Here is a 13,701-nt window from a genome sequence, read left to right as displayed (position 1 = left end):
GCGATTTCGCATCACGATGGCGGTTGATTGACAACCATATTTGCCGACAGTTATAAACTTGCACTTGCGGGTGTGGAAGCCGGTGTAATCCCGGCGCGGTCGCGCCACTGTAATCGACGGGCGGATACCGCCCCCAGAGAGCCAGACCCTTCCCGCAAAACCCTTCCGCAAATGGAACGCGCTTTTCTTCTAGAGGGAAATACAATGTCCGATACCGCTTTCGCCCCTACCGCGATCCCGCAGCCGATCCCGCTCGGCCAAATCCTGCCCTGGGCTATTTTTGCCGGCCTGCTGATGCTGCTCGCGATCTATTTCGTCGGCGCAGAAGAAGGCGCGGCCTCGCTGATTTCAGGCATGTATGTGCATGAATTCGTGCATGACGGCCGCCATCTCCTCGGTTTCCCCTGCCACTAAGGGATCAGGCACATGGTTGGACGTCTTTTGCTCCGCGGCATGATCGTGGGGGCGCTCGCTGGTATTCTCGTTTTCGCTTTCGCCCACACCTTCGGCGAACCGCTGGTTGATTGGGCAATCGGCTTTGAAGAAAAAACTGCCCAGGCAGCTGGAGAAGCCGCAGAACCGGAAATCGTCAGCCGCGCCACCCAGGCTGGCTTCGGTCTCTTCACCGGCATCATGGTCTATTCGACGGCGATCGGCGGGTTGTTCGCGCTGGTTTTCTCCTTCGTCTACGGCCGCATCAGCCCCCTCGGCGCACGCGGCACCGCAGTCTTGCTCGCAATCGCCGCTTTCGTGACGATTTCGCTCGTTCCTGATATCAAGTATCCGGCAAATCCGCCGGCAGTCGGCAATCCCGACACGATCGGCGCCAGAACGGAACTGTTCTTCATCATGATCGTCGCCTCGATCGTCGGCATGATCGTTGCCATCGGGCTCGGCCGCCGGCTGGCGGCGCGCTACGGATCATGGAACGGGACGATCATCGGCGGCATCGGCTACATCGTCTTCATCGCGCTGATCCAGTACCTGCTTCCATCTGTCAACGAAGTGCCAGAACAGTTCTCGGCGGTCGTGCTCTGGCGGTTCCGCGTCACCTCGCTTGGCATGCATGTCATCCTGTGGACGACGCTCGCTCTTGGCTTCGGCGCCTGGGCGGAACGCGAGTTGCCGCAGACGCGCTATCGCAGCAACGCGACGCTGCGCCGCGCCTGAAATGGCATATCTATCGCATCCCGCGCACGCCAGCGTGCGCGGGAAACGCCGACTGCGAAGCGGCGTCTTGCTCGCAGTCCTCTGTCTCATGTTCTCGAGCTGGCCGACGCTGGTTTCGGCTCATGGAGGTTCTTCCGGGAGCCAGGCCGGCATCCCGATACCAAGCCTCACACATGGTGAAATGGCCGTGATCGCACCCTATTACGGGCGGATCATTGCGATTGCCGAGGATGTGTCCGATACCGACGAGACCTTTCGCCGACTGCTGAATTTCACGCAGATCCAGCGTGCCTATTGTCTCTGGGGCATGATGCCTGGCAGCGTGAGCGACGAGGAAAGCCCGTTCAACGAATGCTCGCACGCCTATCTCGCCGCCGCCAAGGCGGTGTTGCTGAAGATGCGGACGATGAAAAGCGATGCGGCCCCGGTAGATGATCTCGCTTCAGAGATCGATGCCGCGCTCGTGCGCAACAATCTGTCGCTCGTTCTCTGCCAGTTCAGCAGCGAAAATTTCAATACGGCCGATCTGATCCGGCCAAAGTTAGCCGACATCGTCCGTCATGCCCAAAGTCTCCTGGCACTCCTGTCGGCCCTTCTGGCGATCGGCGCCGGACTATGGCTGACGGCACGGGCTTTGCGGACCGAACCTCGCCCATAAAAAACACCGCCGCTCTACGCGGCGGTGTCTTTCATCTTACCAGTCGCGATGGCGATCACGCCAGCGATCGCTGCGCCAGCCGCCGTCACCACGCCAGCCATCACGATGACCGTGCCAGCCCCACGGCGGCGGTCTATGATATCCTCCACCCCAGCCATAGCGCGGTGGCGGCGGTCCCCATCTGTTCGGGCGGCACTCACCCCAGCGGGTCACATGCCAGCCACGACCGCAGGCATAGTCAACTTTCACAACCGGCACCGCCGCCGTTGTCCCGACAGCGGGTATAGGCATTGCTTCTGCCGAAGATACAGCCAGGCCACCAAGCAAAGCAGCGATGGCAAAAACGGACGATCTCATTTTGGTGGTCCTCTAACCAAGTCCCTTACAAGCCGGATTTAAAGCCCCGCCGCATGAACGCTGGCTGAACCGAAAAAGGCCATTTGGCGGCAGAAACAAGATTGGTTTCGAGACAGCTAACTCGACCAGAAGCTGTCGGCGTCAATCCTTCACGCCCCGATTCTGCCTGCCAGCAAAGGATATTCGACCTCCCTCGCGCGTCACGAGAGTTTCATGAACGAGGCTTACACCAAAGATATCGTTTGCCATAAAGGAGTTTGGGATGGTCGACCTCGCTTCCAACAGTTCAGAGGGTGGCAATACCAATCACCCAATTCACGGGGCCAGCGGCTCGGCAAAATGGTTCTTGCCGCTCTTCGGTGTCGTCGTGCTCGGTGGCCTGGCCTATGTCGGCTATGCGCTCGGCAGCGAACTTGCCGAGGCTGCGGCGGTTCCGTGGATTCTGCTCGGTCTTGCTCTCCTGATCGCGCTGGGTTTTGAATTCGTCAACGGCTTCCACGATACGGCCAACGCCGTGGCAACCGTCATCTACACCCGTTCGCTGCCGGCCGAATTTGCCGTCATCTGGTCCGGCTTCTTCAATTTCCTTGGCGTTCTAACCTCTTCCGGCGCGGTTGCCTTCGGCATCCTGGCGCTCTTGCCGGTCGAACTGATCCTTCAGGTCGGCTCCGGCTCGGGCCTTGCCATGGTGTTCGCCCTTCTGACCGCCGCCATCATATGGAACCTCGGCACCTGGTATCTGGGCCTGCCGGCATCGAGCTCGCATACGCTTGTCGGCTCCATTATCGGTGTCGGTCTCGCCAATCAGTTCCTGGCGCCGGCCGGCTCCGCCACCAGCGGTGTCGACTGGTCGCAGGCAAGCAGCGTCGGCATGTCGCTGCTGCTGTCGCCGATCATCGGTTTCGGCCTCGCAGCCATATTGCTGCTGGTTGCCAAGGTACTGATCCGCAACAAGGCGCTTTATGAGGCTCCGAAAGGCAATGCACCGCCACCGCTGTGGATCCGCTGCCTGTTGATCTTCACCTGCACCGGTGTCAGCTTCGCCCATGGCTCGAACGATGGACAGAAGGGCATGGGCCTTATCATGCTCATCCTCATCGGCCTGGTACCGACCGCCTTCGCGCTGAACCGCACGCCTGACATCAACTATCTCGAGGCTTACAAGGCCGCTTCGACACAGGTCGAGACGGTGCTGGGCAAATATGTGAAGCCCGGCGTCGCCACCCCCGCCGATCCGAAAGCCGCCGTCAGCGACGCGGTGAAGAACAAGAGCTGGACGGATGCCACGACACCGGCACTCCAAGCCTATATTCACGCCACCGGCGTCGAAATCGCCTCGTATCCTTCGGTAGAGAAGCTGCCGAACGGTCTTGTCAGCAACGTTCGCAACGACATCTACCTCATCGGCGAAGCGTTGAAGCTGATCGACAAGCAGAAGCTGTTGCCGATGAGCGCCGACGACCTGAAGGCGGTGACGCAGTATCACGCTGCCGTCGACAACGCGACGAAGTTCATTCCGCTCTGGGTCAAGGTCGCTGTGGCGCTGGCGCTCGGCCTCGGCACCATGGTCGGCTGGAAGCGCATCGTCGTTACCGTCGGCGAAAAGATCGGCAAGACGCATCTGACCTATGGCCAAGGCGCTGCCGCCGAAGTCGTCGCCATGCTGACGATCGGTGCGGCCGACCATCTCGGCTTGCCGGTTTCCACCACCCACGTCCTCTCGTCCGGCGTCGCCGGGACGATGGCGGCAAATGGCTCGGGCCTGCAGTGGTCGACGGTGCGCAACATGCTGATGGCGTGGATATTGACGCTGCCGGCGTCGATAGCGCTCGCTTTTGTGCTGTTCATCATCCTGCGCCAGGTTTTCTGATCGGCATACCGGCTGGATATTCCAGCCTTTGCCTGAAAATATCCCCAAAGCACAATGGCGCCCCTCGCGGGCGCCATTTCCATTGAATATCACGGTTACATGCCGCCGCTCATCGCCGTAACGGCTCTCAGAGTTACCCCGAAATCCTTCGGCACAGCCGCTGCGGCGGTTGCGTCATTCAACCACCGCAACGACCTTCCGAAAGCGCTCTAGCGAGCGATTTCTCTCCTGCTGCCATTGGCGCCCAGGCCGGACAGCTTTGCCAGCTCGGAACGCCGGTTTGCATAATTCTGCGCAACCATCGGGTAGTTGGGGGCCAATCCCCATTTTTGTCGATATTCCTCTGGCGTCAGCCCGTAATGCACACGCAGATGACGCTTCAGCGTTTTGAAGCGTTTGCCGTCTTCGAGGCAAACGATGTAATCGCTCGTTACCGATTTCTTCAAATCCACCGCCGGCACAAGATTGGCCCGCTCGACGGCGGGTGCCGGTGCATCCAACGCATGCAACGCGTCGTGCACGTCCTTGATCAACCTGGGAAGGCTGACGACCGGAATCGCATTGTGACTGACATAGGCCGAAACGATTTTCACACAACCATCGAACAATGAATGCATCTGCGGGGGCGTAGGTTTTTGTCTCTCGCTGAAAGAATCCATGATCTTTTCCCGGATCTCGTAGGTTCCTCGTGCGCCGCCTCGCCCGATCGTATAAAGCGCGACGTCCGTTGCCGAACGTCCCGCCGTTTCAAGTGACGCCATTTTGCTGGCGCCTGATCCCCGGCACAATTGCCGAGGTAGAATGCGTTCGCACCAGGTGCGTCCGCGATCATAGCCTGTAGCCTCTCGCCTCGAGCCCTGCATCCGCGGCAGCTTGCGGCTGCTCGCTGGCAGGGTCCGCAAAATAAACTGCCAGCCTGTTACAGAGGGCGACGAGCGGCATACCGAGCATGAATGCCGTATGTGTCGGATCTCCTTCGCAATGATGAAGCGTTTGAAGAATGAGCTTGCGCTCGACATCCTCGATAGTCTGACCGACGAGGATATCGACGGCCGCATCGACCGTTCGCTGCCCCGGATAATCGCCACAAAGGTGGAGAGCGATCTCTTCGATCAATCGCTCCTCACTCGCCGTGGCTATGACGATGTCCGTGTGGCAGTCGCCAAATTCGCAGAAGACATAAAGCCCGCTTTCGGCATCGATCGTCACGCGCCCCGCGATCTCGGCCGATTGATGACGAATGAGAACATGCGGCGAGGCATCACCGCCAAATATCACCGACAGGGTCCGGTCTACCGAATGAAGCCTGCCTCGGAGACGGCCCGTAAGACCAGTCAACAATGCCCTTGCCTTCAGGTTGGGCGTCTCCCGGACAACCGAGACCTGATAATCCGAATCGGGAAGCGATTTCCTCATCATGGCGACACCGATGCGGACAGCGCCGAACGATCGGCACTGGCCTTCCTCATATCAACCATCGGGGTTGCGACCTTCTGGGATCGCGAGACGATTGCATGAACGCTCATCCCACCCCCCTCAGTCCGGCCTTGCCGTTCCGCCGGCACAGCTGCGGCAGCGATACCGGTCGAGACAAGAGGAAACCCTGGACGTGGGTCGCACCAGCCGCACGGGCTGCTTCGAGCTGAGATTCCGTCTCGATGCCTTCGACGACGACAAAAGGGGCAAAGCAGGCAGCAAATCCGACGAGATGCGAAAGGCTGTCTCGCCCATCGCGACCACGCCTGTTGTCCCTGAGAAAAGCCGCATCGATCTTGACGATATCGCTGGTGATTTGCAGCAGCGATGCCGGCGTGGCGAAGCCCGAGCCGAAATCGTCGATGGCGATGCGACAGCCGAGCGAACGGATCATCTTCACCCGCTCGATGGCGGTGCCAACCAGGGGATATGTTTCGGTGACCTCCACGATAAGGCGAGAAGAGAGCTCCGGCTGATGAGTGATTCGGGCGAAAATATCGGCGAATCGATCCGGGTGGGACAGGCTGGAGACGGACAGGTTGCAGCCGAGGACGAGTGTTTCGTCCGCCGCAAGCGCGGACAACACCATATCGAGAATACGCAGGTCGAGCGCGAACCAGCGATCCTGCCGTTCAAGCAGCGACACAAAGGTACCGGCGCCATGCACGGTCCCGTCCGATTCCGTCACACGCGCCAGGCTTTCGGCATACAATACCTGTTCGGCATTCACCGCGTCGTGAACCCATTGGGCAGCAAAGCCCAGGCCACCCTCGGCGATAGCCTTTAAAATCAGGGCCTTATGACCTTCCTCGTTGCGATGAGCATTACCGTTCATCGAACCTCCCCTCGTCGGGGGAACGACCATGGGCAAAGTTTTGAAAACAAGCAGGGGTGATTGAAAGCGGCGCGATCCGCTTCGAAACATGAGATTTCTGGCGCTGTAAATCCGCGTCTTCCATCTTCCAGACACCCTTAAACCTCATATCATCGAGGTCCTCTGCACCGAGCCGGAAATATTACACCAGAGACCAAAGTCTATTCGGCGCCGCCACACCGATGGTGCTTTTTATCTATTGCTAATACACTAATTAGCATCTCACTGCAAAAGTCAATCTCTACGCGTTTTTTGTTATATCTAATTCAACTAAAACATTAACAAGTCTCATCTGTCATTACCGACTTCACTCATGAGGCCACCATCTGTTCTGCCGCGCTGCTTGAAGGGCCAAATCCAGGGACGGCAATTCGGCGTGCCACAGCTTCTCCCATTCGAGACTCATGACGCCGGCATAACCATCGGCGGCAAGCGCGGAACGCAGCGCGGCCATGGGAAACTCCCCACTACCAGGCAATACATAGCTATAGGGCAGCTTCGGTCCCGGCTGCGAGATACTGTCCTTCACATGAAGATGCCGGGTGTTGTTGCGGACCAGTTTCCAGGTCTCCAGGAGATCGTGACCACCCTTGCGCCATGTGTGATGGGTGTCCCAGAGCAATGCACAATCAGGGGCAGCCTCCAGGAAACGTGCGATAGGATCGAGCCTCACGAGGCAATCATGCGTCTCGACGACCATCTCGGCGCCGAATCCTTCTCGCCTGGCCGTTTCACGCCACCATTGCAACGTCTCCAGTGCCTCAGCCAACTCTCCGGCATCACCGCTCTCGCCGCCGTCAAAAACCCGCAGAGACTTGATGCCCGCGGCTTCCGCCCAGGGAAGATAGCGCAAAAACTCTTCCTTGGCCTGAGATGTCGCGCCGACAATGCGCAGCGAAGTATTGAAGGCGCAAACCTTTACTGGCGACGCTGCCAGCGCTCGGGCGAGACCTGACGGCGAACCGAACCTCTCGATGAAATAGCTGACCAGATCGATCGTACCGCCAAGGGCGCGAATTTCGATGGCGGCGAGCCCGTGATGGGCTGCCAGGGCGAGAGCCTCATCCAATTCAAGATCCGCGCATCCCAGCGTCGAAAATGCCAGCTTTATCCGCGGCACATTATTGTCAACGGCAACCACTACGCCCTCCTCCGCCAGATTTTTTAATGTCGACCAAGAGCCGCCGGACAGGGTGTGCCCTCTCCAGCTGCACGACATAAGTAACCAAACGGATAATTACGAAGCAGCACTCGGCCGTCAAGAGCCGACACCCTTTAACCGATAGATCGCGACTGACCTTCATCGCAGGATCAGTGCAGGATATCCAAAAAGGGCCTACAGCTATCCCTCACCAGACGATGGGATGCGTCTCTCCGGTCGCAACATTGACGAAGCCCTCCGGAGCCCTTTCCGATGGAGCCACAAGAACCCAGCGCCAGGGTGCGCAGGTCAGTGTCGCGAAGGAAAGGCGCTCGGGGAAGCCCGGCCACCAGCGCGGCGAAAATGTCGGCTCATACATCCAGTCGATATCGGCGCCGGCCTTGTAAAGCAGCTGCATCTCCGCATCCAACTCTTGCGCCGATCGTGCCGTCATCAGGCCGCCGACTTCGTAGCGGACGCGAGCGACGACCTTGCCGCCCGATACCAGCACCCAGCCGCCCTGCTGTTCGTTGAGTGCATTGGCGACCATCGCCATGGCTTCGTCCGAGGAACCGACGACCCAGATATTGTGCTTGTCATGGCCGAGCGTGGCGCCAAGTGCTGTATGCGGCGTGCGTGGGCCGGTGCCAAGCCAGAACATCTTGGCGACCCTGGCGTCGCCGGAAAAACGGTCGACGATTGCGAATTTAGTGACGTTGCGATCCGGGTCGCGCTGCACAGCACCGCCAATAACCGGCAGATCCATGGTGATGAAATCATCGGCCCAGTGGAATGGTCGCAGCAGCGCCGCCTTCGCCGTCGCCGCATCCGAGGGCGCAGCGATACGGAAATCTTCTGGCGTCACAACTCTGTCGATCCGGACCGTCTTCGTCGCCCAATCCGGCCAATCAATCTCGGGGCGGACGCCGACGAAAGACTTGCCTTCGGAAGCCGGCCTGCCATCGGCCCAGACCTTGGCGATCGACAGCGTCGCAACATCGTCCAGAAGCACGATATCGGCGAAGCGGCCGGGCGCGATCGAGCCAACCCAGGGCGTGAGCCGCATATGCCGCGCCGGGTTGATCGTCACGCATTGAATGGCGATCTCAGGAGCCAATCCATTTTCGATCGCTAACCGGACATTGTGATCAGTCGCTCCGATTTTCAGCGTATCGGAAGCGCTGCGATCGTCCGTGACGAAAGCGATCTGCGACCAGTCGGACAGGCCCTTTTCCATCAGCCCCTGGATGACTTCGGGCAGGGAGTGCGGCCGAAGCTCGATGAACAGGCCATGCGTCAGCTTTTCCCAGATTTCATCGAGGAACCAGCCTTCGTGATCGGAGGCGAGGCCCGCGCCGGCAAACGCATTGATCGAGGCCAGATCACGCAGGCCCGCGCCATGCCCCTCGACAACGCCACGCTGCTCGAAGGTGGCGCGGATCATGCCCCAGAGGCGATCATAGGCGGGATTGTCCGGATTGCTGACCGAGGGCCAATCCATCACCTCGTCGAGACCGGCAACCATCAGGCTTTCGCCGAGAAAGGCCTTCTGCTCGTCATAGCCGAAATGGCCGCCGCCCCATTCATAGGCGGTCGGCGGCACGGCCGAGCCCGGCAGAGGGAAGATCTTCATCGGCGAGCCGCGGCGGCGTGCCTCCAGCCAGAATTCGAGATTGCGAGCGCCGTTGACATTGGAAAACTCGTGGCTCGCCTCGCAGACCCAGGTGACACCGTGCGGCATGACCAAAGCAGCTTCCCATTCCGGCGTCAGGTGCGAGCTTTCGATGTGCTTGTGCGCCTCGCCGAAGCCGGGAACGGCTGCAAGATTTGGCTCGTGAATGCGCTCGCCAACCTCGCCCTGGTAGCTGCCAGCCGGACCGACATAGGCGACGCGCCTGCCCTTGATGACGATCTCCTGATCATCGAGCCAGGTGCGGCTATGTACATCGAGCAACCGGCCGACACGCAGCAGCCGGTCGGCCGGACGGCGACCGAGCGCCGTCAGAGTGAGATCCTGGCGGATCAACACCTCGTCTGCCGCGTTGACAAGCAGATCGTCGGGGAGATTTTTCGTTGGAGATGTCATGAGAAAGATGCCTGCGGAAATTCGATCGGCCGAGGGTAAAGATGGCGGTCCACCGTGTAAAGCGACTTGGCTCGGATGCGGGAAACCAAACCATCTCAATGGGTTGCATTTCCAGCCATGATGCGCGCCGGAATATGTGGATTGCCGGGCGTGACATCGAAAAACTCACCCCTGCCCAATTGTTGGGCTTGTAAAGCGGATGCTCGAAAAATAGTATCCTGCAAGCTTGAAGCATATGGCTGATTTTATTGACCAAAGGATTTCGATCATGAAGGGCCTCTCTTTCGCCCACGTCGCGGGTTTCGCCGTTCTAGCTGCGACCGCCGCTTTGCCAGCCTTCGCCCAGGCAAAGACCCTGACCGTTTCATGGTGGGGCTACAATGGCGAGAAGATGCAGGCCAATATCATCGAGCCCTTCAAGAAGATCTGCGGCTGCGACGTTGTCTTCGAAACCGGCAACAATGCCGACCGGCTCAACAAGCTGAAGCTGCGCGGGGGTAAGGGTGTCGACGTCATCTACCTCACCGATAGCTATTCGCAGGCCGGCATCCAGCAGGGCCTCTTTCAGGAGATCGACCGCAGCAAGATCCCGAACATTGCCGATCTCTACGACATCGCCAAGGCGCCGCAGGGCAATTACGGTCCCGCTTACACAATCGGCCGCGTGGGAATCGTCTACGATACCGCGAAGGTGAACCCGCCGATTACCTCCTGGAATGATCTCTGGCGCGACGATCTGAAGGGGGCTGTTTCGCTTCCCGGCATCACGACCACAGGCGGGCCGCTGACAGTGCTTGAAGCCGGCAAGCATGCCGGCGTCGATCCCTATACCGATGCCGACAAGACCTTCGAAGCCATCGAGACGCTGAAGCCGAGCGTGGTCAAGAACTACAATACCGGCTCCGAGCTGGTAAACCTGATCTCGACAGGCGAAGCCAAGGTGGCGATAACGCAGGACTTTGTTCTGACATCCTTGCGCGCTGCCGTTCCAACGATGACCTGGGCCAATCTGAAGGAGGGCGATATCGCCGTCCTCAATACAGTCAATATTCCGAAGGGCTCGGAAAACGTCGAGCTTGCGCATCAGTTCATCAACTTCATCCTGTCGAAGGACGTGCAGCAGGCGGAAGCCGAACAGGGCGTCGATGCGGCCGTTTCGACCAAGGTCCTGCTGCCGCCGGAAAAAGCGAAGCTCTGGACTTATGGCGCCGAGATGATCGCCAAACTCAACCGCATCGATTATGAAAAGCTGATCGACGCGCAGTCTGACTGGGTCGATCGCTGGAACGAAATCTTCGGCATGTAACAGGGCATGCCGCGGCGATCCTGCGGTATTCCCACGGAATTCGTCTGATGAAGCATCTTGCAAAATGGGGTTTGACGGCGCCGGCGATTATCGCCGTGGTCCTCTTCCTGCTCGTTCCGGTGATCATCACGATCGCTGCGACATTCGGCGAAGCCAAGGGTGTGTTTTCTCCTTATGTCGCCTTCTTCACCAGCGGCTTTCGCCGCACGGTGCTCTTCAGGACAATCGAGATCGCCCTGGTGACAACGGCCATCTCCCTCATCATCGGCTTCATCGCCGCCTATGTGATCGCGCAGATGCCGGGCCGCCTGAAAAGCGCGATGATTATTGCCGCCGTCTTTCCGCTGCTGACCGGCGTCGTCGTCCGCTCCTTCGCCTGGCTGATCATTCTCGGCAAGAACGGTATTCTCAACAGCATGCTGCTTTCGGTCGGCGTCATCAGCGAGCCTCTGTCGATGCTCTATACCGAGGGTTCGGTGATCGTCGCGATGGTCTATCTTTTCGTGCCACTGATGATCCTCACCCTCGTCGGCGTGCTCGAGGGCATACCGCAGGACCTGATCCAGGCGGCGAATTCGCTTGGTGCAACGCCGGCTGCGACCTTCCGGCAGGTGATCCTGCCGCTTGCCACGCCCGGCCTTATCGTCGGCGCCGTGCTGGTCTTTACCGGCAGCTTCACCTCATACGCCACGCCGCAGCTGCTTGGCGGTGAAAAGCAGATGATGATGGGTACCTTCCTCTATCAGCGCGCCATGGTCACCTTCGACTGGGTAGGGGCATCGACGATCGCCGCCATCATGGTGGTCGTGACGATCGGCATTGTCGCGATCATGAGCCGCATCGCGCGGCGACTGAACCCGATGGCGGTGTGATCATGGCGAAATCTGTTCATCCCGCACTCATCGCTTTCACGGGTCTCATCTTCCTGTTTCTGCTGGCGCCGCTCGTCATCATCATCGGCGCGGCCTTCAGCGACACGACTTATCTCACCTTCCCGCCGCAGGGCCTGACACTGCACTGGTTCTCGAACATCTTTGCGATCGAGGCCTTTCGCACGACGGCAATCACCAGTTTCGAACTAGCCTTCCTTGGAACTGGGCTCTCGCTGCTGCTTGGCGTTCCCGCCGCCTATGCGATCAGCCGCTACAGGGTCGAGCTGCCGAGCTGGCTTTCGACGCTTTTCGTTCTTCCGATCCTCGTTCCGGAAATCGTCTTCGGCTTCTCGCTGATGAAATCGATCACCATCGGCCTCGGGCTGCCGATCTTTCCGAGCCTGTTGATCGGCCATGCGCTGCTGGTACTGCCCTATTCGGTGCGCGTTGTCAGCGCCAGCCTTGCGAGCTTCGATTTCTCGATCGAGGAAGCCGCTATCAGCCTCGGCTGCCCGCCGCTCAAAACCTTCCTGACGGTGGTGCTGCCGAATATCCGCGCCGGCGTCATCGCGGCCTTCATTCTCGCCTTCATCACCTCCATCAACGATGTCTCCGTCTCGGTCTTCCTGACCGGCCCCGGCATCTCCACCCTTCCCATCCAGATCCTCGCCCATATGGAGCAGTTCTTCGACCCGACCATCGCCTCGGTCTCCGTGCTCTTGATGCTCGTGACCGTCGCCGTCATGGCGGTCGTCGAAGCCACCCTGGGCCTCACCTTCCTGACAAAGTAGCCGCCCGTGACCGTATCGCTTACCATCCAATCCATCAGCGCCCATTACGGCAAGACGGCTGTTCTGCAAGACCTTTCGCTGTCGGTCGCAGCCGGCGAGCTGGTGTCGCTGCTCGGCTCCAGCGGCTGCGGCAAGACGACGACGCTGCGGCTCGTCGCGGGCTTCCTGCAACCGACGAGCGGCGCCATCAAGCTCGGCGAACGCGATCTGACCACGCTTCCCGCACATGCCCGCGATATCGGCCTCGTGTTCCAGAACTATGCGCTGTTTCCGCATCTGACGGTGCTGGAGAACGTCGCCTTCGGCCTGAAGCAGCGCCGCATCGCAACGCAGGAACGCCGACAGAAGGCTGCAGCCATGCTGGAGCGCGTCGGCCTCTCAGGCCTCGGCGACCGGTTACCCTCCGCACTCTCCGGCGGACAGAAACAGCGCGTCGCATTGGCGCGTGCACTCGTCATTGAGCCGCCGCTTCTGATGTTCGACGAACCGCTGTCCAATCTCGACGCCAAGCTCAGGATTGATATGCGCGTCGAGATCCGCCAGCTGCAGCGCGCCAACGGCACGACATCGCTCTATGTCACGCACGATCAGGAAGAAGCCTTCTCGATCTCGGATCGGGTCGCCATCATGAATGCAGGTCGCATCATGCAGCTCGATACGCCGGAAGTCCTCTACCGCAAACCGGCCAATGCCTTCGTTGCCCGTTTCGTCGGCTTCGAAAACCTGCTGCCATTGCAAGTGGTCGCGCGCGATGGCGCCCTTGTGACGGCAGAGGGTGCAGGCGGTGCAAAGATCACGCTTTCGCAGGATGATTTCGGACCGATCCCCGATGATTTCATCCTCGGCTGCCGCGCCGACGGGCTTTCCGTGCAGCAGGAGGGCAATGGATTGCCGGCGACCCTCGGAATGAGAACCTATCTCGGCCGCGCCTATCAATATCAATGCACAACGCCGGCGGGCGATTTTGTTGCCAATGGCGCATTGTCCGAGCCGCTGGCCGCAGGTAGTGCGGCGACGCTCGTGCCTGTGCCCGAACAGTGCTGCATTCTTAATCCGGAGCGGTAGGCGGGCGAACTGGGTGGTCCCGAGTGTTAACTCCT

The 13,701-nt window shown here is 59.7% G+C and carries 14 protein-coding genes; 8 read left to right on the top strand and 6 right to left on the bottom strand.

Annotated features, from left to right (window positions below; all coding sequences use genetic code 11):
* The first annotated feature begins 204 nt into the window (after window positions 1–204).
* From ACQZ6F_RS21540 to ACQZ6F_RS21530, 3 genes are all read left to right on the top strand, one after another.
* On the top strand, window positions 205–414 hold the full coding sequence (locus ACQZ6F_RS21540; RefSeq protein WP_449096061.1) for a CbtB domain-containing protein: 210 nt from the start codon (window positions 205–207) through the stop codon (window positions 412–414).
* A 12-nt stretch (window positions 415–426) separates the two neighbouring features.
* Window positions 427–1,170 (top strand): CbtA family protein, encoded by a 744-nt coding sequence (locus tag ACQZ6F_RS21535; protein WP_449096062.1) that lies wholly within the window; start codon window positions 427–429, stop codon window positions 1,168–1,170.
* A gap of 88 nt (window positions 1,171–1,258) precedes the next feature.
* Window positions 1,259–1,828: a hypothetical protein gene (locus tag ACQZ6F_RS21530; protein ID WP_449096063.1), complete on the top strand. Its 570-nt coding sequence runs from the start codon at window positions 1,259–1,261 to the stop codon at window positions 1,826–1,828.
* 36 nt (window positions 1,829–1,864) lie between these two features.
* Here ACQZ6F_RS21530 and ACQZ6F_RS21525 read toward each other — a convergent pair whose 3' ends face one another.
* The gene (locus tag ACQZ6F_RS21525; protein WP_449096064.1) at window positions 1,865–2,185 is read right to left on the bottom strand and encodes a GCG_CRPN prefix-to-repeats domain-containing protein; all 321 of its coding nucleotides are present in this window, start codon (window positions 2,183–2,185) and stop codon (window positions 1,865–1,867) included.
* Between the two features lie 262 nt (window positions 2,186–2,447).
* On the opposite strand from ACQZ6F_RS21525, the gene ACQZ6F_RS21520 reads away from it, so the two are divergent.
* Window positions 2,448–4,055 carry an inorganic phosphate transporter gene (locus ACQZ6F_RS21520; RefSeq protein ID WP_449096065.1) on the top strand — a complete coding sequence of 536 codons (1,608 nt, stop codon included), beginning with the start codon at window positions 2,448–2,450 and terminating at the stop codon, window positions 4,053–4,055.
* A 209-nt stretch (window positions 4,056–4,264) separates the two neighbouring features.
* Here the strand turns inward: ACQZ6F_RS21520 and ACQZ6F_RS21515 are convergent, their stop codons facing one another.
* The 5 genes from ACQZ6F_RS21515 to ACQZ6F_RS21495 form a co-directional block, all read right to left on the bottom strand.
* Window positions 4,265–4,714 (bottom strand): Ros/MucR family transcriptional regulator, encoded by a 450-nt coding sequence (locus ACQZ6F_RS21515; protein ID WP_068401106.1) that lies wholly within the window; start codon window positions 4,712–4,714, stop codon window positions 4,265–4,267.
* A gap of 169 nt (window positions 4,715–4,883) precedes the next feature.
* Window positions 4,884–5,474, bottom strand: a complete 591-nt coding sequence (locus tag ACQZ6F_RS21510) for a helix-turn-helix domain-containing protein (protein ID WP_449096066.1) — start codon at window positions 5,472–5,474, stop codon at window positions 4,884–4,886.
* Between the two features lie 103 nt (window positions 5,475–5,577).
* Window positions 5,578–6,366 carry an EAL domain-containing protein gene (locus ACQZ6F_RS21505; RefSeq protein ID WP_077468307.1) on the bottom strand — a complete coding sequence of 263 codons (789 nt, stop codon included), beginning with the start codon at window positions 6,364–6,366 and terminating at the stop codon, window positions 5,578–5,580.
* Between the two features lie 346 nt (window positions 6,367–6,712).
* Complete coding sequence (locus tag ACQZ6F_RS21500) at window positions 6,713–7,546, bottom strand: sugar phosphate isomerase/epimerase family protein (protein ID WP_449096067.1); 834 nt, start codon at window positions 7,544–7,546, stop codon at window positions 6,713–6,715.
* Window positions 7,547–7,754: 208 nt separating this feature from the next.
* Window positions 7,755–9,632: an adenine deaminase gene (locus ACQZ6F_RS21495; protein ID WP_449096068.1), complete on the bottom strand. Its 1,878-nt coding sequence runs from the start codon at window positions 9,630–9,632 to the stop codon at window positions 7,755–7,757.
* Window positions 9,633–9,900: 268 nt separating this feature from the next.
* Between ACQZ6F_RS21495 and ACQZ6F_RS21490 the strand changes: the two genes are divergently transcribed.
* The 4 genes from ACQZ6F_RS21490 to ACQZ6F_RS21475 are packed head-to-tail and all read left to right on the top strand — an operon-like array spanning window position 9,901 to window position 13,666.
* Window positions 9,901–10,938: an ABC transporter substrate-binding protein gene (locus ACQZ6F_RS21490; protein WP_077468719.1), complete on the top strand. Its 1,038-nt coding sequence runs from the start codon at window positions 9,901–9,903 to the stop codon at window positions 10,936–10,938.
* 47 nt (window positions 10,939–10,985) lie between these two features.
* Window positions 10,986–11,810 (top strand): ABC transporter permease, encoded by an 825-nt coding sequence (locus ACQZ6F_RS21485; RefSeq protein ID WP_449096069.1) that lies wholly within the window; start codon window positions 10,986–10,988, stop codon window positions 11,808–11,810.
* A gap of 2 nt (window positions 11,811–11,812) precedes the next feature.
* On the top strand, window positions 11,813–12,601 hold the full coding sequence (locus ACQZ6F_RS21480; protein ID WP_449096070.1) for an ABC transporter permease: 789 nt from the start codon (window positions 11,813–11,815) through the stop codon (window positions 12,599–12,601).
* 6 nt (window positions 12,602–12,607) lie between these two features.
* A complete protein-coding gene (locus ACQZ6F_RS21475) occupies window positions 12,608–13,666 on the top strand; it encodes an ABC transporter ATP-binding protein (protein WP_449096071.1) in 1,059 nt (352 codons plus the stop codon).
* Window positions 13,667–13,701 lie beyond the last annotated feature (35 nt).

Source organism: Rhizobium sp. A22-96, assembly GCF_053521805.1.
The sequence above is the reverse complement of the archived record's forward strand: the minus strand, read 5'-3'. Positions and strand labels throughout refer to the sequence as shown.